This window comes from Paenibacillus glacialis (assembly GCF_001637205.1).
GTDB lineage: Bacteria > Bacillota > Bacilli > Paenibacillales > Paenibacillaceae > Paenibacillus_AQ > Paenibacillus_AQ glacialis.
In genome coordinates, this window is the sequence record NZ_LVJH01000058.1 from 94,476 (window position 1) to 114,079 (window position 19,604).

General features: G+C 40.5%; 18 protein-coding genes. 9 read left to right on the plus strand and 9 right to left on the minus strand.

Annotation, left to right across the window (positions count from 1 at the left end):
- Window positions 1-5 precede the first annotated feature (5 nt).
- The 3 genes from PGLA_RS21340 to PGLA_RS21350 all read right to left on the minus strand — a co-directional run bounded on the left by PGLA_RS21340 (window position 6) and on the right by PGLA_RS21350 (window position 4,787).
- Complete coding sequence (locus PGLA_RS21340; protein ID WP_068536808.1) at window positions 6-773, minus strand: C40 family peptidase; 768 nt, start codon at window positions 771-773, stop codon at window positions 6-8.
- Window positions 774-1,308: 535 nt separating this feature from the next.
- The gene (locus tag PGLA_RS21345) at window positions 1,309-3,048 is read right to left on the minus strand and encodes an ABC transporter ATP-binding protein (protein ID WP_068536810.1); all 1,740 of its coding nucleotides are present in this window, start codon (window positions 3,046-3,048) and stop codon (window positions 1,309-1,311) included.
- Entirely contained in the window at window positions 3,045-4,787 is a 1,743-nt protein-coding gene (locus PGLA_RS21350) for an ABC transporter ATP-binding protein (protein ID WP_068536811.1), read from the minus strand. The genes PGLA_RS21345 and PGLA_RS21350 overlap by 4 nt, the downstream gene beginning before the upstream one ends.
- A gap of 223 nt (window positions 4,788-5,010) precedes the next feature.
- On the opposite strand from PGLA_RS21350, the gene PGLA_RS21355 reads away from it, so the two are divergent.
- The 5 genes from PGLA_RS21355 to PGLA_RS21375 all read left to right on the plus strand — a co-directional run bounded on the left by PGLA_RS21355 (window position 5,011) and on the right by PGLA_RS21375 (window position 8,312).
- On the plus strand, window positions 5,011-5,763 hold the full coding sequence (locus PGLA_RS21355; RefSeq protein ID WP_145939642.1) for a polysaccharide deacetylase family protein: 753 nt from the start codon (window positions 5,011-5,013) through the stop codon (window positions 5,761-5,763).
- Between the two features lie 128 nt (window positions 5,764-5,891).
- A complete protein-coding gene (locus PGLA_RS21360; RefSeq protein ID WP_068536818.1) occupies window positions 5,892-6,647 on the plus strand; it encodes a MerR family transcriptional regulator in 756 nt (251 codons plus the stop codon).
- Between the two features lie 138 nt (window positions 6,648-6,785).
- A complete protein-coding gene (locus PGLA_RS21365; RefSeq protein WP_068536820.1) occupies window positions 6,786-7,259 on the plus strand; it encodes a hypothetical protein in 474 nt (157 codons plus the stop codon).
- A 100-nt stretch (window positions 7,260-7,359) separates the two neighbouring features.
- Window positions 7,360-7,806, plus strand: a complete 447-nt coding sequence (locus tag PGLA_RS21370) for a hypothetical protein (protein WP_068536821.1) — start codon at window positions 7,360-7,362, stop codon at window positions 7,804-7,806.
- Window positions 7,807-7,856: 50 nt separating this feature from the next.
- The gene (locus tag PGLA_RS21375) at window positions 7,857-8,312 is read left to right on the plus strand and encodes a hypothetical protein (RefSeq protein WP_068536824.1); all 456 of its coding nucleotides are present in this window, start codon (window positions 7,857-7,859) and stop codon (window positions 8,310-8,312) included.
- 110 nt (window positions 8,313-8,422) lie between these two features.
- Here the strand turns inward: PGLA_RS21375 and PGLA_RS21380 are convergent, their stop codons facing one another.
- Together PGLA_RS21380 and PGLA_RS21385 are read right to left on the minus strand one after the other, a co-directional pair.
- A complete protein-coding gene (locus PGLA_RS21380) occupies window positions 8,423-9,253 on the minus strand; it encodes a CPBP family intramembrane glutamic endopeptidase (protein ID WP_068536827.1) in 831 nt (276 codons plus the stop codon).
- 153 nt (window positions 9,254-9,406) lie between these two features.
- A complete protein-coding gene (locus tag PGLA_RS21385; RefSeq protein WP_068536830.1) occupies window positions 9,407-10,420 on the minus strand; it encodes an asparaginase in 1,014 nt (337 codons plus the stop codon).
- Window positions 10,421-10,680: 260 nt separating this feature from the next.
- On the opposite strand from PGLA_RS21385, the gene nrdD reads away from it, so the two are divergent.
- Both nrdD and nrdG read left to right on the plus strand, forming a co-directional pair.
- Window positions 10,681-12,861, plus strand: coding sequence for an anaerobic ribonucleoside-triphosphate reductase (gene nrdD, locus PGLA_RS21390; protein ID WP_068536833.1), 2,181 nt, complete (start codon window positions 10,681-10,683; stop codon window positions 12,859-12,861).
- A gap of 4 nt (window positions 12,862-12,865) precedes the next feature.
- On the plus strand, window positions 12,866-13,372 hold the full coding sequence (gene nrdG / locus PGLA_RS21395; RefSeq protein ID WP_068536836.1) for an anaerobic ribonucleoside-triphosphate reductase activating protein: 507 nt from the start codon (window positions 12,866-12,868) through the stop codon (window positions 13,370-13,372).
- 96 nt (window positions 13,373-13,468) lie between these two features.
- Here the strand turns inward: nrdG and PGLA_RS21400 are convergent, their stop codons facing one another.
- The 3 genes from PGLA_RS21400 to PGLA_RS21410 form a co-directional block, all read right to left on the minus strand.
- Window positions 13,469-13,942, minus strand: coding sequence for a DinB family protein (locus tag PGLA_RS21400; RefSeq protein ID WP_068536839.1), 474 nt, complete (start codon window positions 13,940-13,942; stop codon window positions 13,469-13,471).
- 126 nt (window positions 13,943-14,068) lie between these two features.
- On the minus strand, window positions 14,069-14,770 hold the full coding sequence (locus PGLA_RS21405) for an ABC transporter permease (protein ID WP_068536841.1): 702 nt from the start codon (window positions 14,768-14,770) through the stop codon (window positions 14,069-14,071).
- A gap of 17 nt (window positions 14,771-14,787) precedes the next feature.
- Window positions 14,788-15,657 (minus strand): ABC transporter ATP-binding protein, encoded by an 870-nt coding sequence (locus tag PGLA_RS21410; protein ID WP_068536844.1) that lies wholly within the window; start codon window positions 15,655-15,657, stop codon window positions 14,788-14,790.
- Between the two features lie 215 nt (window positions 15,658-15,872).
- On the opposite strand from PGLA_RS21410, the gene PGLA_RS21415 reads away from it, so the two are divergent.
- Window positions 15,873-16,691, plus strand: a complete 819-nt coding sequence (locus tag PGLA_RS21415; RefSeq protein WP_068536849.1) for a class I SAM-dependent methyltransferase — start codon at window positions 15,873-15,875, stop codon at window positions 16,689-16,691.
- A gap of 138 nt (window positions 16,692-16,829) precedes the next feature.
- Here the strand turns inward: PGLA_RS21415 and thrC are convergent, their stop codons facing one another.
- A complete protein-coding gene (gene thrC / locus PGLA_RS21420; RefSeq protein ID WP_068536854.1) occupies window positions 16,830-18,224 on the minus strand; it encodes a threonine synthase in 1,395 nt (464 codons plus the stop codon).
- 388 nt (window positions 18,225-18,612) lie between these two features.
- Here thrC and PGLA_RS21425 point away from each other — a divergent pair, with 388 nt between their 5' ends.
- The gene (locus tag PGLA_RS21425; protein ID WP_068536857.1) at window positions 18,613-19,584 is read left to right on the plus strand and encodes an arsenic resistance protein; all 972 of its coding nucleotides are present in this window, start codon (window positions 18,613-18,615) and stop codon (window positions 19,582-19,584) included.
- Window positions 19,585-19,604: the final 20 nt, after the last annotated feature.

The window sequence follows — 19,604 nt, forward strand, 5'->3', positions numbered from 1 at the left end:
GTTGATTACAGTGCACTTCCACCGAATAAGAAACGTTTCTCCCAGTGCGTACCACCAATCTTACTAATCGTTACGCCACCTGATTCCTTAGAATAGGTATGCAGAATTTCTCCATTTCCTAAGTAAATCCCTGTGTGTGTAATTGTAGCTTTTGCTTTGTTCGCATTAGAATAAGCTGACGAGCTCGTCCCTTTATAAGACATGAAGTACATCAGATCGCCGCGCTTCAGCTTGGTCCAATCCTTCTGAACGCTCCCTTTATTCTTCACGTAATCGCCTTGACCTCTTGAATCCGCTGGTAGCTTTATACCAACACCATCAATGAAAGCCTGACGTATAAAGTCGGAGCAATCGAATGTAGAGGTATTTGAACGACTTGAACCATACTCATATGGTGTTCCCAAATACTTCTTCCCTGCTGCAATTACTTTCTCAACACGATTATTGACCGTAGTGTTATTATCAGTGGCTCCTGAAACTTTCTGCGTATATTTGGACGACGAAGAAATATAACCAACTTTTCCTTTGGTGTCCTTAACTTTAAGCCATGCTGTTCCAGATTTCCCAAGAACATCGACCTTTTCACCTTTAGGAATCATTCGAATAATTGTTGACGAACTGGATGGGGCCTGACGTAGATTTACTCCCCAAGTTACTTTTGAAGTTGTTGTTGTAGCAGCCTCTACTTGTTGTACAAAAGCTGTTGTGGACAAGCTTCCGAACAGCATTACTGCTGTTAGTGATGCAGTTATCACTTTTTTACTAATCATCATGTTGTAATTACCTCCTGAGATGCTAATGTTCCTGCATTGCTTGTCCTCATTGTAGAGTTCTTCTTCCCCATAGATAATCGGTCTTTGGTCTTAATTCACAATTAGAAATTCAGGTACAAAGAACTGTCATGTTATAAATAAAAACCATAAATATCCTAAATTTTATTAAATGAAAAGTTTGTAACCAATTAGTTAAATTATTGTAACCTTTAGTTATATCAATACTTTGATCCACATATTAGTGAAATGATGACAGAAAAATAGTTGTAGGTCTATAGACCTACAACTAAAAAACTAACATTATCAATATTACCAATAATTACTATGAAATTTTACCGCTTTATTAGCCAAATTCATTAATAATCATTACAATAACTAGCAACTGAAGCTCAAATGTTGTCTAGATACATTTGAACTTACTGTTCAGTCGCTTTAACTTAAAAAGCCGCATATTACTGATATTAAAAAGGAAGGAAACACCCTGACCATTGTTCTGGCATATAGGAGATCCCCTTCCACATCATATCTGATTCACTTATATCGTTGTAAACTGGCTGTTATATAGCTCAGCATAATGCCCGCCACTCGCTAACAATTGCTCGTGGCTTCCACTTTCAACAACATCTCCGTTCTTCATATACAGAATCAAGTCTGCTTCTCTAATCGTGGATAGTCTGTGCGCAATCACAAAGCTGGTTCTACCCTCAATCATCTTCTGAAAAGCTTTCTGAATACGAATCTCGGTTCGAGTATCAATGCTACTGGTTGCCTCATCTAGAATTAGCATCGGTGGGTCAACGAGCATGACGCGTGCAATCGTAAGCAGTTGTTCCTGTCCTTGAGATAGACTCCCACCTGTACCCGTAATAAGCGTGTCATACCCCTCAGGTAACCTCTTGATAAAGCTATGAGCATGCGCTGCTTTCGCTGCTGCAATGACTTCTTCGTCAGTGGCATTCTGCTTCCCGTATGCTATATTATCCCGAATACTTGCCCCATACAGCCATGTCTCTTGCAACACCATACCGAAGTTGTGCCGCAAGCTATCGCGAGTAATTTCATTAATATTGACGCCATCTATCGTAATGGTCCCACTGTTCACCTCATAAAATCTCATGAGAAGATTAACCAATGTTGTCTTACCCGCCCCCGTCTGACCGACGATGGCAATGCGCGTACCCGGTTGCACTTTCAGGCTGAAATTCGTGATCAGAGGGCGATCAGCTTGATATGCAAACTTCACCTTGTCAAAGGTAATCATCCCTTTGCTATGTTCCAACTGAAGTGCATTGGCTTGATCAGGTTGTTCAGGCTCCAAATCAAGAACCGCGAAAATACGCTGTGATGATGCTGTTGCCGACTGAAGTTGTGTTAAGACGCCTGTGATTTCATTAAATGGCTTAGCAAACAAGTTAGAGAAGATCAGAAAGCTTGATAGTTCCCCCACCGTTACGGTGTTTAGAATGACAGCCACGCTACCAATCATGGCAATAATCGAGAACGTAACATTGTTCACTAGGCGGGTTGCAGGATTCGATAGAGAACCATAGAATTGGGATCGCATTCCCTTTTCATATAACTCTTGATTCTTCTTCTCGAACTGAGTAAAGGATCGCTCCTCATATTGAAATGCCTGCACCACTTTTTGTCCACCAATCATTTCTTCTACATACCCATTTAATCCACCTAGAATTGTAGCCTGTTCCCGGAACAGTTGTTGAGATCGTGTCGTAATAAACCGTGCAACATAATACGATACCGGAGCAGAAATAAGAACAACAATGGTCATCAGCGGACTAATATACAGCATTAGCACGACAGCTCCCACGATTGTAATGACCCCTGTAAGCAATGTCGAGAAGCCCTGAAGAAGTCCATCTGACACCGCATCCATATCATTAACGAATCGGCTAATACTATCACCCTGCGGGTGTGTATCGTGGTAACTCAACGGTAAAATATTCAGCTGGTCGAAGAGCTCACGGCGCATATCATACACGGTCCGATAAGCGATTTTGTTCGTCAAATTGATTAACAACCAACCAAAGAGACTACCCATGACGTATACGGTCGCCAATATAACCAATAACTTCCCAATCGCATCGAAATGGACTGCTCCTACTCCTATCATTTGATCGATCGTTTCACCAATCAACAACGGACCAATAAGACTTGCGGCAACACTAACCACAGCACATATCACTGCCCAAATCGCATTTTTTTTATATTGTCCAGCATACGTTAAGAGTCTATTCCATGTTTGCTTATTATTCATGTACGTGACTCCTCACTGGAAAGTTGGGAAAGGCAAATTTCCTTATATACCTCACAACCGATCATCAGCTCATCGTGTGTACCTATGCCGGAAATTCGACCTTCCTCAAATACGATTATTTTATCGGCTTGCTGCACACTACTGACCCGCTGTGACACCATAAGTACAGTCATCTGTATACAGTTCTCCTTCAATTCGCGTCTTAGAGCGGCATCCGTTGCAAAATCTAGCGCACTTGATGAATCGTCCAGAATGAGAATGTGTGGCTGGGCTACTACTGCACGAGCAATCGTCAACCGTTGCTTCTGTCCACCAGATAAATTGATTCCGCCTCTAGATACCCCCGTGTTATATCCATCAGGAAGCTTAAGTATAAATTCCTCAGCTTGCGCAATAGCAGCAGCCTTCATGATCTCCTCGTCCGTCGCATGTTCGTTACCCCAGCGGATATTATCCGCAATGGTACCCGTAAAGAGTAAAGCCTTTTGCGGAACAATACCTATCATCCGTCGTAATTGCTGTAACGAATAATCCTTTACGTTAACTCCATCGACCTTGACGTCCCCTTGTGTCGCATCATAGAACCTTCCGATCAGGTTGATGAACGTGGATTTACCCGAGCCGGTACTTCCGATAATTCCAATCGTTTCTCCATGCCCAATCTCAACTGAAACGTCCTCAAGCGCCAATTCACCCATCTTACTGTACCCAAAGGATACGTTATTAAATTGGATTGCAGGTACATTTATTCTGTTAGTAGTACTGGTCGAATCAATATCTCCGAGATCAGGAATGGACGTTGCCGTCCCTAGCACTTCATTAATTCTCGCTGCCGAGGAAGAGGCTTTCGTGAAAATAATGACGAGGTTCGATACGACGATCAATGCCAACAATATTTGCGTTATGTAATTAATAAAGGCGATAATCTCACCCTGTGAGAGTTGACCTTCATCGATATGGATACCACCAACCCACAGAATAGCGATAATAGCGGCATTGACCACAAGTGTTGTCATAGGATTCAACAAGGCTGATATCCGCCCAACACGAATCGCAGTACGAGTTAGATCCTCCGAAGATTCATTGAACCGTACTCTCTCCTGTCTACTCTTTGCGAATGCGCGAATAACTCGTACCCCTGAAAGATTCTCACTCAAGACAAGTGCAATTCGGTCCAACTTCTGTTGGTATACTCGATAAATCGGTGCTGTACGTGTGATGATAAAGTATAAGATAATACCAAACACAGGTGTAGCTACCAGTAAAATAAGTGACAATCTGAAATCTAATACCATCGACATGATGATCGCACCAATACAAATAAATGGGGCTCTGATAACTAGACGTATCAGCATGGCGACAGCCAATTGAAGCTGATTAACATCATTCGTTATCCGATTTATGAGTGACGATGTACCATACTTATCCATCTCTGTATAGGAAAGTGATGAGATGTGTTTGAATAACTTATTACGCAGTGTGGTGCCGAAACCTTGTGAGGCACGGGATGCATAATACTGACAGATCAATGAACAACCAAATCCGACGATCGATAGGCTAAGCATGAGTGCACCCATTTTAAAAACATAGTTGGTATCCCGCATCCCTATTCCTCTATTGATAATAAGCGCGACAATGGTTGGAAGAAGGAGTTCGAATATAGCTTCCAATAGTTTGAAAATCGGACCAATAATAACCTCTTTCTTATACGCTCTTAAATATACAGCTAGCTTAAACAACCTTAATCATCACCTAACGTAAGTATTAGTTGAAGCATGTGATATGCAAATAGTACCGATTATGATTATTGCATACCTTTTCTCATTTTTAAAACATTCAGTTCATATCTGTTCGATCCGCCTTAACGCTCTTCTGAATAATAGGTTGAATTGTGGTGAACCATAACGCTCATATACCAAATAGGGGAGACCCAAAGACGGAGGACCCATGAACATCTTGAACATGACGCGAATACTTACCATATTTACAATTGCCAATCTCTTCATCAACACTACATATGCCGCGCCTCATTCTACCTTAGGTAAAGGAAGAGAATATTATGAGAAGCGTGGTGATATCGTATGGGAAGTTCCCACCCAGAAGAAAGTTATTGCCCTTACCTTTGATGATGGTCCCGATTATACAAAAACGCCTGAGATCCTTAGTCTTCTAAAAAAATATCAGGCCAAAGCTACATTCTTTGTTGTAGGCAATCGTGTAGAGAAATTCCCCCAACTTGTTAAGCAAGCATCTCTCGAAGGACATGAGATCGGTAATCATTCCTTTGATCATCCTTCTTTTCAGAATATCCCTAGAACTAAATTACTCAACGAACTGACTCGAACACAAGAAGCGATTTATAAAGCTACAGGACAAAAACCAACACTATTTCGTCCACCAGGTGGTAGTTATAATGAATCTGCTGTTAACATTTGCAAAGATAATCAATTGTTAATGATTCTGTGGTCTTGGGATCAGGATACTAAGGATTGGACGAGTCCAGGAGTAAACAAGATTGTGAATAAAGTACTTAATAACGTTGATAATGGCGATATCGTATTGATGCACGATTATGTCCATAACAGCATACAAACAGTCGATGCCTTAAAAATCATTTTGCCAGAATTAATCAAAAGAGGTTATTCATTTGTAACGGTCTCCGATCTAATATCCAGAAAAGAAAAAGCAGGACAAGACATAAGAGTTACTCACTAATCATTTAAACAGACGAAACTGCAGCCTATCTTTATAGAGATAGTACTGCAGTTTTTACTTTAAGAAATAACTTATTGACTTTGACGTTACGTCAAGGTGTACGCTTATGAAGTCAGGGAGGTGAACACATGGAATATACCGTGCACAAGTTAGGACACATGGCAGGTATTAGCACTAGAACTTTAAGATATTATGATCAGATTGATCTACTTAAGCCCGCTAGAACGAATTCATCAGGATATCGCATTTATGGTCAACCCGAAGTAGATCGGTTACAGCAGATCCTTTTTTACAGAGAGTTAGGTATTAGTCTTGACAGAATAAAAGAAATCATGACTTCGCCCTCCTTTGATGGGAACAAAGCACTGATAGAACATCGTGCGAAACTTCTTGAGAAACGAGCACAATTAGACCAATTAATCGCTAATGTTGATTCAACATTGGCTCAAGCAGAGGGGAGAATAACAATGACAGACCAAGAGAAATTCGAAGGGTTCAAACAGAATTTGATCGACGATAATGAGAAGAAATATGGCAAGGAAATTAGAGCGCAATATGGGGATGATCAAATCGATCTAACCAATCAAAAGATTAAAAACATGACTGAAACACAATATGCTGATGTTGAACAATTAGAGGCTGCTGTCCATGAAGCACTAGCTAAAGCCATCACCACAGGTGACCCTGCAAGTGAACTCGCGCAAGAAGCTGTAGATCTACATCGTCAATGGTTGAGTTATTATTGGAATACGTACAGTAAGGAAGCTCACGCTGGGGTTGCTCAAATGTACGTGGATGATGAACGATTTACTGCTTATTACGATGAGAAACAACCGGGTACTGCTGCATTCTTAAGAGATGCTATTCTAATATACACTGCGTAAATAGTCATATATTGCTAAGGATTATGTTATAATCAGGAATAAGTTGTCATGGGGAGTCGGAACGTTCGGCTCCTTTGTTCATGTATACATAGTGACACAACCCCGTAGATGGGACAAATATATTAAAGGAGGTAACATATGGTGAATGAAAAACCATTATCATGGAAAATAGTTCAATCATGGTGGCTGCTGCTAACCCTAATTTTGTTCTTACACTGGTCAGCCTTCTTCTATATTGCCATAAAAGTAAAAAGTAGATCGTTTGCAACTTGGGGCTTAATTTATGCGGCGTCCTGCTTTGGAGGAATTGCAATTTTTTTATCAGTTGAACCAACCAACAAGGTAGCTGCCGTTGGATTTATTCTTGTTATCTATGGTTGGATTTCTTGTATTATTCACGCTTTCTTGGTTAGCAAAAAATATATAATTCAATTAGAAGCATATCAATTATCTTCTATACGAGTAGAGAATGAACTTAAACACAAGATTGAATCAGAGTACGGAGTTGACTTCAACCTCAATAAATCTGAGTCGGAACGATCAAAACGTCCTCGTCCACAAACCGTACCAACAAAGGGTAATTTAATTCGACAATCATCACACAGTGAGTAGCACTAATTACATATTATCATGGTAAATTTCAGAGTATATACCGTTTCAGCATTTCTAGTCCTATCACCGAGATTAAGCATTAATTGGAGGTTTATCTATAATGAATACAACGCGTAAAAGTTTATTCTGGAATGTAGCACACTCTTGGTGGATTTTATTAACTTTCACCTTTTATTTAAATGGGATTGCCTTTTTATATATTGGCACAAAGGTGAAACACAAACGTTGGTCCATTTTTGGAGTAATCTACTCCTTACCTATCATTTTCACAATCATAGTGATACTTGTTCATCCAGAATTCGGAATTTTACCAACAATATCTATGATATTACTTTTTTCTGGAGGATTAATTTCTATAATACATGCTTTCAGAATTAGAAGAGAATTCCTTATTCGATTAGAAGGCCAACAAAATGTAAAGGACGATCTCTTACATCAGATTGAATCTGAATATGGGCTGGGCCCAGATGTTCCCAAAGATACTCATTCTGATAGACCTGTACCCAAAACCGTATTTACGAGAGGCCTTCTTACTCGGCAATCTTAATATAACAATAGGATTCGTTTGGAAATAGGGTTGTTGGGAGGCTAATAGCAGTGAACAATACACGAAAAGGATTATTTTGGAATATAAGACACTCATGGTGGATTTTGTTACCCTTCACCTTTGCTTTGAATTGGGTTGCCTTTTTATATATTGGTATGAAGGTAAAGAACAAACGTTGGACGAAGTATGGATTAATCTACGCCATCCCCTTCTTTTTGCATTCTATAAGTATACGAATTTTTGAAGGCAACAGTTTGGATACTGCTTGGGGAATAGCTTTTCTTATAGGTGGTGTCATTTCTATTTCACATGCCTTCAAGGTTAGGAAAGAATTCTTAACTCGATTAGAGGCAAGTCAATTCGCCAAGAGATATTTAGATGAGACTTTCATACATCAGATTGAATCTGAATATGGGCTGAACTCAGATGTTCCTAAAGATGCTCATTTTGATAGACCTGTACCCACAACGGTATTCACAAGAGGCACTCTTACTCGGCAATCATAATACATAGAAGCCGCAAACCAGACAATGGTCTGCGGCTTCTTTTGTTATTCTACGTAAAGCTATGAACACTAATTCATGGGTCATACTTGTTCGTTAAAGTGAAACATAGATTAGAATGTCAGAGGGGCCGACTTAGATTTTCTTTTTCTTATGACAACAAGACATGCCATTAAGAGGATCACCGTAGCCAGAATACTTCCCTCTGCACCAAATTCCCCTCCTGAAATGATACTATTTCCTTGCGAACTTATTGAGATAATCGTGTCACTGTCTTTACCACCTGAGACTGCAAGTCCATATATATTCCCTTGGAAGAAATTCCATGTCAGGTGGAATCCAATGGCTAACCATATTCCCCCCGTCAGTTCACGAGTAACCGCAAAAAATATCCCTACCAGAAATATATTGATCAGAGGAAAGGGTGTTGATAAAATCCCAGGATTCATAAGATGTACTAATGCGAACAGGATAGACGAATGGATAATAGCTATGTTTTCCCCATAATGGTTTCTTAATAATCCTTGAATATAACCACGAAATAAAATTTCTTCACTAAGTGCTACTAAAACAAACAAGCCAAAACTAATGCTAACCCCACGAAGTATTTCAGTGTCGTATTGGATGGAATTAATATGTAACCCATTAAACAGCCAAATTGCCAGAAAGCTTAAGCTTATTAATAAAATGCCTACCGCTAAGCCTTGTATCGTACTTTTCACTGCATAGGACTGTTGTAATCCCATACGCCATTTATTCTTTCTCTCAAATATCGCATATGTTAGAAATGGCGCGATTATCATACTTACCATTGAGAAAATGCGTGATATCAATGGATTACGTTCTCCTATCATAGAAAGTAACATCATTCCTAAAGAAAACAAGACAACAAAGATAAGAAGGGTCAGTATTATTTTCCCGGTAATCACGGATATTTTTTTCATTTGAACCTCCTAGAGATATGTATTAGATTTCACTAGATCTAACAGATCCCCATAATTATATTATAAAATATCCCAATACGAAAAACCCACCTATTAATTACGAAATCTTAAGGTGGGTTTCTACTTCTCTTGTGCTATTAAAATCACTTCCTACTACAACTCAACTGGGTTCAAAACAAAGTTCGCCTTCACTACACCAATCTTTGCGTTTCTCGCATTTAATACGGGTGCATCAATGTAATCTTTCAATAACTCATTTGTTGTCTCATCACCGATCCCAAGCTGTCTCAACACTTCCATTGCCGCAACACCTGCTGCACGATCCGTTCCATCTTCAGTCTTAATGGCAATGCCAATGCCGCGATCGACGATACCGATACACTGTACCCCTTCAGCCCCCACTTTTGCGACGATGTTCCCTTTAAAGGTTCTCATTACATCCGAATCGAAACGCTTCGTCCCAGCTACCATCTCAGGACGCTCCATCATCGCATCTCGGATGGTTTCCAGCGCTACTGATCTTCCCTCAGTTACTATTCCTTCTGGTTGTGCCAATCGCGCGAAACCCAACGCTGCATTATAGAGTGGGACTTGATGTACAGGCAGGCCACAACCATCTACACTAATACCTATTTGCTCCTTAGGACACTGACAGACTTCTTCGATCACCTCTAAAATTCGCTGTTGAACTGGATGCCCAATCTCAGGGTACGTGTGAATATCCTCATTCATGTGCACCGCTGTAGCCAACATCCCGGAATGTTTACCCGAACAATTACTAAAGACAGGTGTCAGTTCCTTGCCTTCTCGAATCAGCTGTTTATAACTAGCTGTATCCCTCGGAACATGGGTTCCACACTGTAAATCACTTTCTTCTAAATCAGCTCTTCCAAGAATATTCATCACCGCTTCACGATGAAATGGTTCCCCGCTGTGGGATGCACAGCTTAATGAAATCTCAGCAGCACTATATCCGAGCGCTTTCGCTGTCCCCGTCTCCACTAATGGAACTGCTTGAAAGGGTTTCATTGCCGAACGTGGAAACGTCAATCGGAACGGATCTCCATATGAATACAGTAGCTTTCCTTCATTATTTACAATGGCTACGTGAATGTGATGTGAACTCTCTACAAATTCCCCTCTAAATACTTCGATGGCTTCAGACATAAATAATTTCTCCTTTTTGCTTATGCGTATCGCTATGCGTCGAAATAATAACCATTTCCTCAAACTTATCTCATCATAAACATTTTTACATAAAAAAGAAACACCACTACCTCTTATGGTATAAGGTAGAACAATAACATACTACATGTAGTGTGTCTAAGAGCACATTCTTTATCTTTTCAATATGATATGCTCACTGTCGACACTTGTAAATGTTACTCAATCACTACATTTACAAATAAAATATAAGGGTGATTATTATGTTAGTTATCAAACGAGATGGATCAGAGGTTTCCTTTAACCAACAGAAAATTATCGATGCTATTTGTAAAGCTATGGATCGAACAGAGAAGCAAATAGATCTAGATATAGCAAAGCGAATCGCTGATAAAGTAACACATAAAATATCTAAATTCGAAAAGATTGATATTGAACATATTCAAGATGAAGTGCAATCTGCGCTCATGAATAGTTCGAGGAAAGATGCTGCCGAAGAGTACATAGGATATCGTGAGATTCGGACATTGAAGCGACGTGAACGAGGCAGTCTGGATAAAAAAGTACAAGGACTGCTCGACTTGACTAATGAAGAAGTATTGAAAGAAAACTCAAATAAAGATGGGGCTACGATTCCAACGCAACGAGACTTACTTGCAGGGATTATGGCAAAGGACTTCGCTCAGACCTATATGATTCCCAAAAGAGTCGTAGAAGCACATAATCAAGGTCATTTACATTTTCACGATCAGGATTACAGCCCGTATTTCCCTATCTATAATTGCATGCTAATTGATCTAAAGGGCATGTTAGAGAATGGGTTCAAGCTCGGTAACGCTCAGATCGAAACACCCAAATCCATTACAACCGCCACGGCGATTACAGCACAGATTATTGCCCAAGTTGCTAGCCATATCTATGGCGGAAATACGATAAATGAGATAGATATCATACTTGCGCCCTACGTCACCCATTCTTTCAAGAAACATTACAGAAATGGTCTTGAATGGCTGTACACGATTGATTCCAGTATGATCGATACCCTAGACATTTCTTATGACAATCAAGAGCTTCATGCAGAGTATCCACGATGTTTCGATTATGCTAAGAAACTGACAGAGAAGGAAACATTTGATGCTTTTCAATCCCTAGAGTATGAGATCAATACACTGGTCAGCGCAAACGGTCAGACCCCATTCAGTACCTTCGGATTCGGTAGAGGAACGTCTTGGGCAGAGCGACAAATTCAGATCGCTATCCTCAAGAATAGAATTAGAGGGCTCGGCAAAGACGGTAAGACACCGGTGTTCCCTAAGCTTATCTTCGGCATGGAAGAAGGCGTAAATCTAAAGCCTGACGATCCTAACTATGATATTAAAAAACTGGCTTTAACATGTAGCACACTACGCATGTATCCAGACATTATCTCTGTACCCAAAGTGAAAGAGATTACAGGCTCCTTCAAATTCCCTATGGGATGCAGATCCTTCCTAGGTGTACACGAGGAGAATGGACAAGCTATTCATGATGGTAGATTCAATATGGGCGTGGTGACAGCGAATCTACCGCGGATTGCCATTCGTGCTCAAGGTTCTGAAGAAGAATTCTATACTCTACTCGATGAATTACTTGATACCTGCAAAGAAGGTCTGATGTATCGCGTACAGCGTTTGAAAGGCGTCAAAGCCAAAGTTGCCCCTATTCTATATATGGAGGGCGCCGCAGGCAGTCGACTCCAACCGGAGGATACCATTGATCATCTATTAGAGAATGGTAGAGCCAGTATCTCCCTAGGATACATAGGCATTCACGAAACCATACTGGCCTTATATGGTCAACATATGTTCGATGATACAACGCTTCGGCAAAAAGGATTAGACATTGTGAAGTATATGAGTGCCAGAACAGAGCAATGGAAGATTGAAACGGGCTACGGATTCAGTCTATATTCTACGCCAGCGGAATCATTATGCTACCGCTTCTGCAAGCTCGATGAAGAGCAATTCGGCGTGATCGATGGCATCACAGACAAAGGATATTACACGAATTCTTTCCACTTGGATGTTAACAAGAAAGTGACTCCTTTCGAAAAAATATCGTTCGAGAAAGAGTACCCTCAGCACGCGAATGGTGGATTTATCACCTATTGCGAATTCGATTCGCTTGTAAAGAATCCCGAAGCGTTAGAAGCTGTGTGGGATTTTGCTTATGAGAATGTCCCTTACTTTGGAACGAACACCCCAACGGACAAATGTCTCGAATGCGGATTTGAAGGAGAATTTGAAGCCACGAATACAGGATTCGAGTGTCCCAATTGTGGTAACCGCAATCCAAAGACGTCATCTGTGATTAGACGCTGCTGCGGGTATTTATCTGAACCAAGTCAAAGACCATTTAATGCGGGCAAACAAAAAGAAGTCATCTCTCGCGTAAAGCATATGTGACTCCATGAATATAGCGGATTATAAGAAATTTGATGTCATCAATGGCACCGGACTGCGCCATTCTATCTTCACATCAGGATGCCAGCATCACTGTAAAGGATGCTTCAATCCACTCACATGGAATTTTAACTACGGTACACCTTTTACACAGTCTTTCGAGGATCAGATTATCTGTGATTTAAATATTGACTATGTCAGAATATCGGGGCTTTCGATTCTCGGAGGTGAGCCCTTCCAGAATGTATCTGGATTATTGGGACTCGTTAAAAGAGTCAAGAATGAATGTGTAGGTAAAGATATCTGGGTCTGGTCAGGATATACATTCGAGGAAATCATCGCAGATGAATCTCGCTTAGAATTACTCGCGTATTGCGACGTACTCATCGACGGGAAATTCATATTAGAACAAAGGAATCTGAAGCTACAGTGGCGAGGTTCTGAGAATCAACGTGTGCTCGATGTAAAGCAAAGTTTGAGTCGAGGGCAAGCTGTTTGGCTGGATTTATCTTAAAGGGTAGCAGAATAAGTAAGGGGATATTGAGTGCAAACTCAATATCCCCTCTTCTCATTCCAACAACAATACTATCTCCATCATATCATCATTAATTTACTGGTTATTCAAGTTTAACACTTTCACCATTGCTGTGATCATACCCAAATGTAAATTCTCATGAGACATATTTAACGCTACGAGTTCACCAATCGTTTGTGCCTTCGCAAAGTTATCCTTTACGGCTACCGGATCACCCAGTCTGCCCTGAAGCGTATCTTGTAGTCCTTGAAATTGCTCTGTCAATTGCTGAATAAGGGTATCCCAATGTGGGGGCTCGTCCTGCCAATCTGCAGGTTTAGTTCCGTTGTTAAATAATTGTCCATATGAGGATGGAATCTTAGATTCAAAACCCCCATAACGAAGTGTGATGCCATCAGCAACCGTAATAATATGTCCAAGTTGCCAAAGAAGACTGTTGTTAAACCCTGTAGGTACAACATGTCTTTGGGCCTCCGGGACATTGTCTACTTGCTGGATTATTCTTTCTCTCGCTTTACCAATTAGCCCGAACAAAAATGCTTCACTCATCGCTGTTCCTCCTCCTTCATATCACTTCAGTAATCATGGTATTAGGACTACATACTTCTATAGTGTACTCTTTATTTGCAAATTTCTTCCACTTATTTTCTTCATTCCAAAGAAACCCCGAATCGATTATTTACGTCTCATGCATTGGATATAGATCGTGAGAATGATAAACGAGTAAATAAAGGGTACCATTAGCAACCAGACAATTTCAGCACCAGAATACCTTTCATAGTTCATTAACAGATTCATCGAATGAAATGTAGGCGGGAGAATCCAAGTCAACCATTCCAAGGAAGGACTTAATTGGCTTGATATGGCTCCTTGGCAAAAAGATAGCGTGATTACGATCAAAATGCCTCCTATGGAAACACTAGGCCTACTGACAAATTTGCCTGTAAAGAAGACCGCTATCGCTATTCCTAGGAACGATAATCCCAAATGAGACAGCAAGCCGACAAGGATGTCCTCACTTCCAACGGGTCTGTCAAAATAGTCACCCACAATTGGATAAGCCATTGCAACAATAAGCAGAATTAGGCTCATAAGAACGATAGCTATAAGTAAACCTATGTAATATTTCGCTGGATTTCTCAGGTGTAGCAAGGTTATCTCTTCTTGGACTGGGCTTTCTGATTGCATAAAACTATAACAAATCCACGCAGTTACAATGAACGATAGCACCGAAGTAACCGCGAAACTCCCCATCACGGGGTTCGGTTTATAGGTGTAAAACATCCCTATAAAAATTAAATAGGTGAATAATGGTGGAATGAATCTATAAGAGCGGTTGTAGTTGCGGAGCAAATAAATCAATAAATCCTTATACAATTCAACTCTACCTCCCCTCAACTGATAAAAGAATCACTGGCGATCCATTGTTTGTGTTCTGCTGGAGTAACCGAACAAACCGACCCACTGCTATTTAAAATCGTTAGCAAAGCCTTGTCAGAGAATTCACTTTCAACATGTAAACGGTAGGTTCCATCAACCTTCTCTAATTTTTCCGCTCCGCCTAATTGCTCCATACTCAAGGTAGATACATCATGAGGAAGCTTGAAATGAATGATGACATACGATTTCTGACCCTGTATATTGTTCAATACAACTCTTCCCTGCTGTAAGGAGATAACACGATCCGCCAACTCGTTCAGTAGAATAGACTCATGACATGTCAGAATCATCGTGATATTCTGTCGTTTCATCTCTTGTAATAAGCGTAGTAAATCCTGCTGCGATGCAGCATCTAAACCAGATAAAGGTTCATCCAATACTAGCAGATCGGGTTGAGCAAGAACTGCCTGCATAATATTAACTTTCTGAAGCATCCCTTTTGAAAAAAGGTTCATTCGTTTGTTCCTAGCCTCCGTTAGCCCGAACTGTTCCATTAATTCCTTTATTCTACGGTTCAAAAAATCTTTATTCAATCCTTGAATTCTCCCCATAGACAACAAATATTCTTGTGGTGTTAGACGAATTTTAGGGAATCTCTCTGGTACATAACTAATTCTCATCTCTTTGTCCAAGGTACTATGAATCTTCCCGCTTGAAGGTCTTATTAGACCACAAATAATACGTAATAATGTGCTTTTCCCAGATCCATTCGCACCGATCAGGGCTATCGTCTCATTTTGACCAATGGACAACGTCACATCTTGCAACACAGCCCTCTGATCAAAATCTTTAGAGATATGTTCTAGTCTAATCATGTCTTCCATGCTAACCTCCGCATCGCACAAGATAAATTTCCAGTAAAATCCACAAACCTTCAATTCATTTTATATTTTTTTATTTCACATGAATAGGTTTAGCTGAGAAATTACAATAATTTCACATAATTTGTTTCTTACCGTGCCATACAGGATTAGAACACATTATCGTCGAAGCCATAAAGACGACAACGTCATATATTTATTAAGGAGCGTGATTCCCAGTGATTGAAGAAGTCCATAACAACAATTTAGAGCGTTTTGCTGGTTTTGGTGAGCTATATGATCAGAACCGACCTAGTACACCTCAGGAAGTGGTCGACATCCTTTCAACCTATTTGCGTGGCAACCCCCAGACAGTCGTGGATGTAGGATGCGGCACAGGTCTATCCTCATTTATATGGCTGAATAGTTCAGAACATATTATCGGATTTGAGCCTAGTGATGATATGCGTGAAGTTGCGTTAGTCAAATGGGAAGCACTCGGTAAGCCGTCGAACATTACATTCGAGAACAGATTGTCTCATGAATTGGGACTACCAACCGAGAGTACAGACATCATCACCTGTTCCCAATCCTTCCACTGGATGGAGCCACACAGTACATTACACGAATTCGCCCGTGTTCTACGTCCAGGAGGGATATTCGCCGCATATGACTATGATTGGCCTCCTGTCTGCGACTGGACCGTTGATGAGCGCTATCAGCAACTTATCGCATATGCGGATAAGCGTGCAGCGCAGTTAGCACCTGAGGGACAGCGTGCGCATAAATGGAGTAAAGATGAACATTTACAGCGCATCCAGGAATCTGGATTGTTCAGATTCACCAGAGAAATCGTCTTCCACAGTTGGGAATTATGCGATGCCAATCGATACGCGAACATAGCTCTCAGTCAAGGCGGACTGCAAACGGCCATTAAATTAGGTGCGGAAGAACTTCATTCGCAAGTAACACAGTTCAGAGAACTTGTATCTAAAGCCTTTGCTGGGGAATCCCGCCACATTTTATTCAGTTACCGGATGCGACTCGGTATTCGATAGTGAAGGTTGAATTCCACTAATTCATTCATCAATACGCTCAAGGATACGTCAACAGAATTCGAAAGAAAATAGCCTACCGACATCCGATGTCAGCAGGCTATTTCTTTATTTCATAGATAACTTTATCATTACCCTTATCTATTGCTCATAGAAGGCTACAAGTTCTTTAACAATTTCTTCTTTATTATGATCAATGACCAACTGATGTTGTAACTTCGCGAACAACTGCTCAATCTCTGCTGGGAACTTCTGCTCGATGTCACATTGCTCAATTGCTTCATTGAACTTAGCTGGGTGAGCGGTAGCGAATGAGATACAGATCTCGTCTTCACCATTGCATTCTTCATATGCTGCAACACCACAGGCTGTGTGAGGATCTAACAAATAATCATACTCAGCTTTATACGTGCTGATCAATTGTAAACCTTGTTCATTGCTAGCTCCATGTGCTTCGAAATCATTTTGAACTCGCACTAAATCCTCTGCGCTAATCACAATCTCTCCATCGTTCTGAAGACTGTTCATGTAAGCTGACACTTTCTCTGCATCCTGTCCCAAGAAGTAATAGAGATATCTCTCAAAATTACTCGCTACTTGGATATCCATTGATGGACTATGAGTAGATCTGAATTCGCCAGGTTTGTATTCGCCGCTCTTCACAAATCGCTCAAGAATATTATTCTCATTGGTTGCAATGATTAACTTATGGATTGGCAATCCCATCATCTTCGCTAGGAAACCAGAGAAGATATTCCCAAAGTTCCCTGAAGGGACACTAACGTTAACTTTCTTCGGTTGATCACCTTGCTCAATTTGGAAATAAGCGTAGAAATAATAGACGCTCTGTGCCAAGATGCGAACGAAATTGATGGAGTTAATCGCACGTAGATTATGCTTGCTTTTAAAGTCTAAGTCTGCAAATTGCTCTTTAATTAATTTCTGACAATCATCGAAATTTCCTTTTACGGAAAGGTTCAAGACGTTCTTATCATCAACCGTTGTCATTTGCAGTTCTTGTACTTTACTTACTTTCTCATGTGGATGCAGAATACAAATCTTGATGCCTTCTTTACCACGAACCCCTTGGATCGCCGCTGCCCCCGTATCTCCCGAGGTTGCTCCAAGAATATGAATGATTTTATTCTGCTTCTTAGATACATAAGAATAGAACTCACCCATGAATTGTAAAGCTACGTCCTTAAATGCAAACGTTGGTCCGTGAAATAGCTCTAGAATGTAGAGAGAATCATTAAGTTGCTTAACAGGTGTTACTTCAGGGGAACGGAAACTAGCGTAACTCTTGTCCACCATTTCCTTCAGATCTTCTTTAGGAATCTCTTCATTCGTGTAGAGAGAAAATACTTGAAGAAATAACTCCTTATAACTTAATGTGCTCCATTCCTTCAAAGTCGCTGCTGAGACATGCGGAATCTTCTCTGGAATCATTAATCCCCCATCATCCGCTAATCCCATGAGTACAGTGTCGATGAACCCTTGAGGCGCTACGTGTCCTCTTGTGCTTATATATTTCATACGAATCCTCCATTGATATCATTTAGAATAGTTGACCAAAATCCTCTACTTAGATAGATTGAACGAAGTTTGCGCTCACGAGTTAAATCATTTCTAAAGAAGATCATGAATATGGGATTTCCTCTTTAGCTCATTCTTATATTTATATCTATAATACCTTCAGTTGCAAATATAGCCAATCCCTTATTTTTGAGGGTGACTCTTATATCACTTCATCAAATAATAACTCATAATTGGGCTTGTTTTTCCTATCTCTAACTTTATCTATTCTAATTATTGTATGATATATCTTGAGTATAGGCGAGTGAAACCTTCAACTTAAGAGTTTACATAGTTATTCTAGTCTAAATTATCCTTTGGTATGCCCTAATTAGGAGGTTCACTTCAAGTGATCACAAGAGAACAACTTGAGAATAAACAAATTTGGTTATATGTCATTTCTCTATTTATTGGAGCTATCATAGGTCTGTCGAGTCCTACCGTAAGTTCCCTTCTGTATTTTACCATTTCCCCCATTCTAGCGATCCTTCTATACAGCATGTTCGCACAGATTCCCTTTCTTCATCTAAGGGAGTCCCTTTCAAATGGAAGATTTATCGGAGCATTGCTAATTGTGAATTTCCTTATCGTTCCCATTGTCGTCTGGCTGTTAACACAACTATTCCCACAGTCTTCTCCCGTTCTAGTCGGGGTTTACCTTGTATTACTAACGCCATGCATCGACTATGTCATTGTGTTCACACAGCTTGGACGTGGAAATGAAAAGTTAATGTTAGCTGCAACACCCATTCTATTCGTAGTTCAAATGATATTACTTCCAATATATCTGTGGCTGTTTATAGGAAAAGAGGCATCTAACATTGTGAAAGTTGGTCCGTTTGTAGAAGCTTTCATCACATTAATTGTGCTGCCGTTATTCCTTGCAGTACTTACGCAACTGTGGGCTAAACGCAGACCTAAAGGACAATCCGTATTAAATGTAACGGCTTGGTTACCCATCCCATTCATGGCACTAACCCTTATCATTGTCGTAGCGTCCCAGATTGAGAAGGTATATGCCGATTTCAGTGTTATCGTCCACGTCATTCCGATCTATGCTCTATTTCTTGTCATCATGCCAGTTATATCAAGATTCATCGCGGTGCTGTTCCACTTGGATATAGGGGCAGGTCGAGCGCTTATTTTTAGTTCGGGCACGAGGAACTCACTTGTCGTGCTTCCCTTGGCATTGGCACTGCCAGATGCTTGGGCTACCCTCGCGGCGGCGGTTATTGTTACCCAAACGATTGTGGAATTGGTTGGAGAGCTATTATACATAAGACTAATCCCAGGGTTTGTTCTACGGGATCAACATAAGTGACTAGATTCCCACCGTTTCAA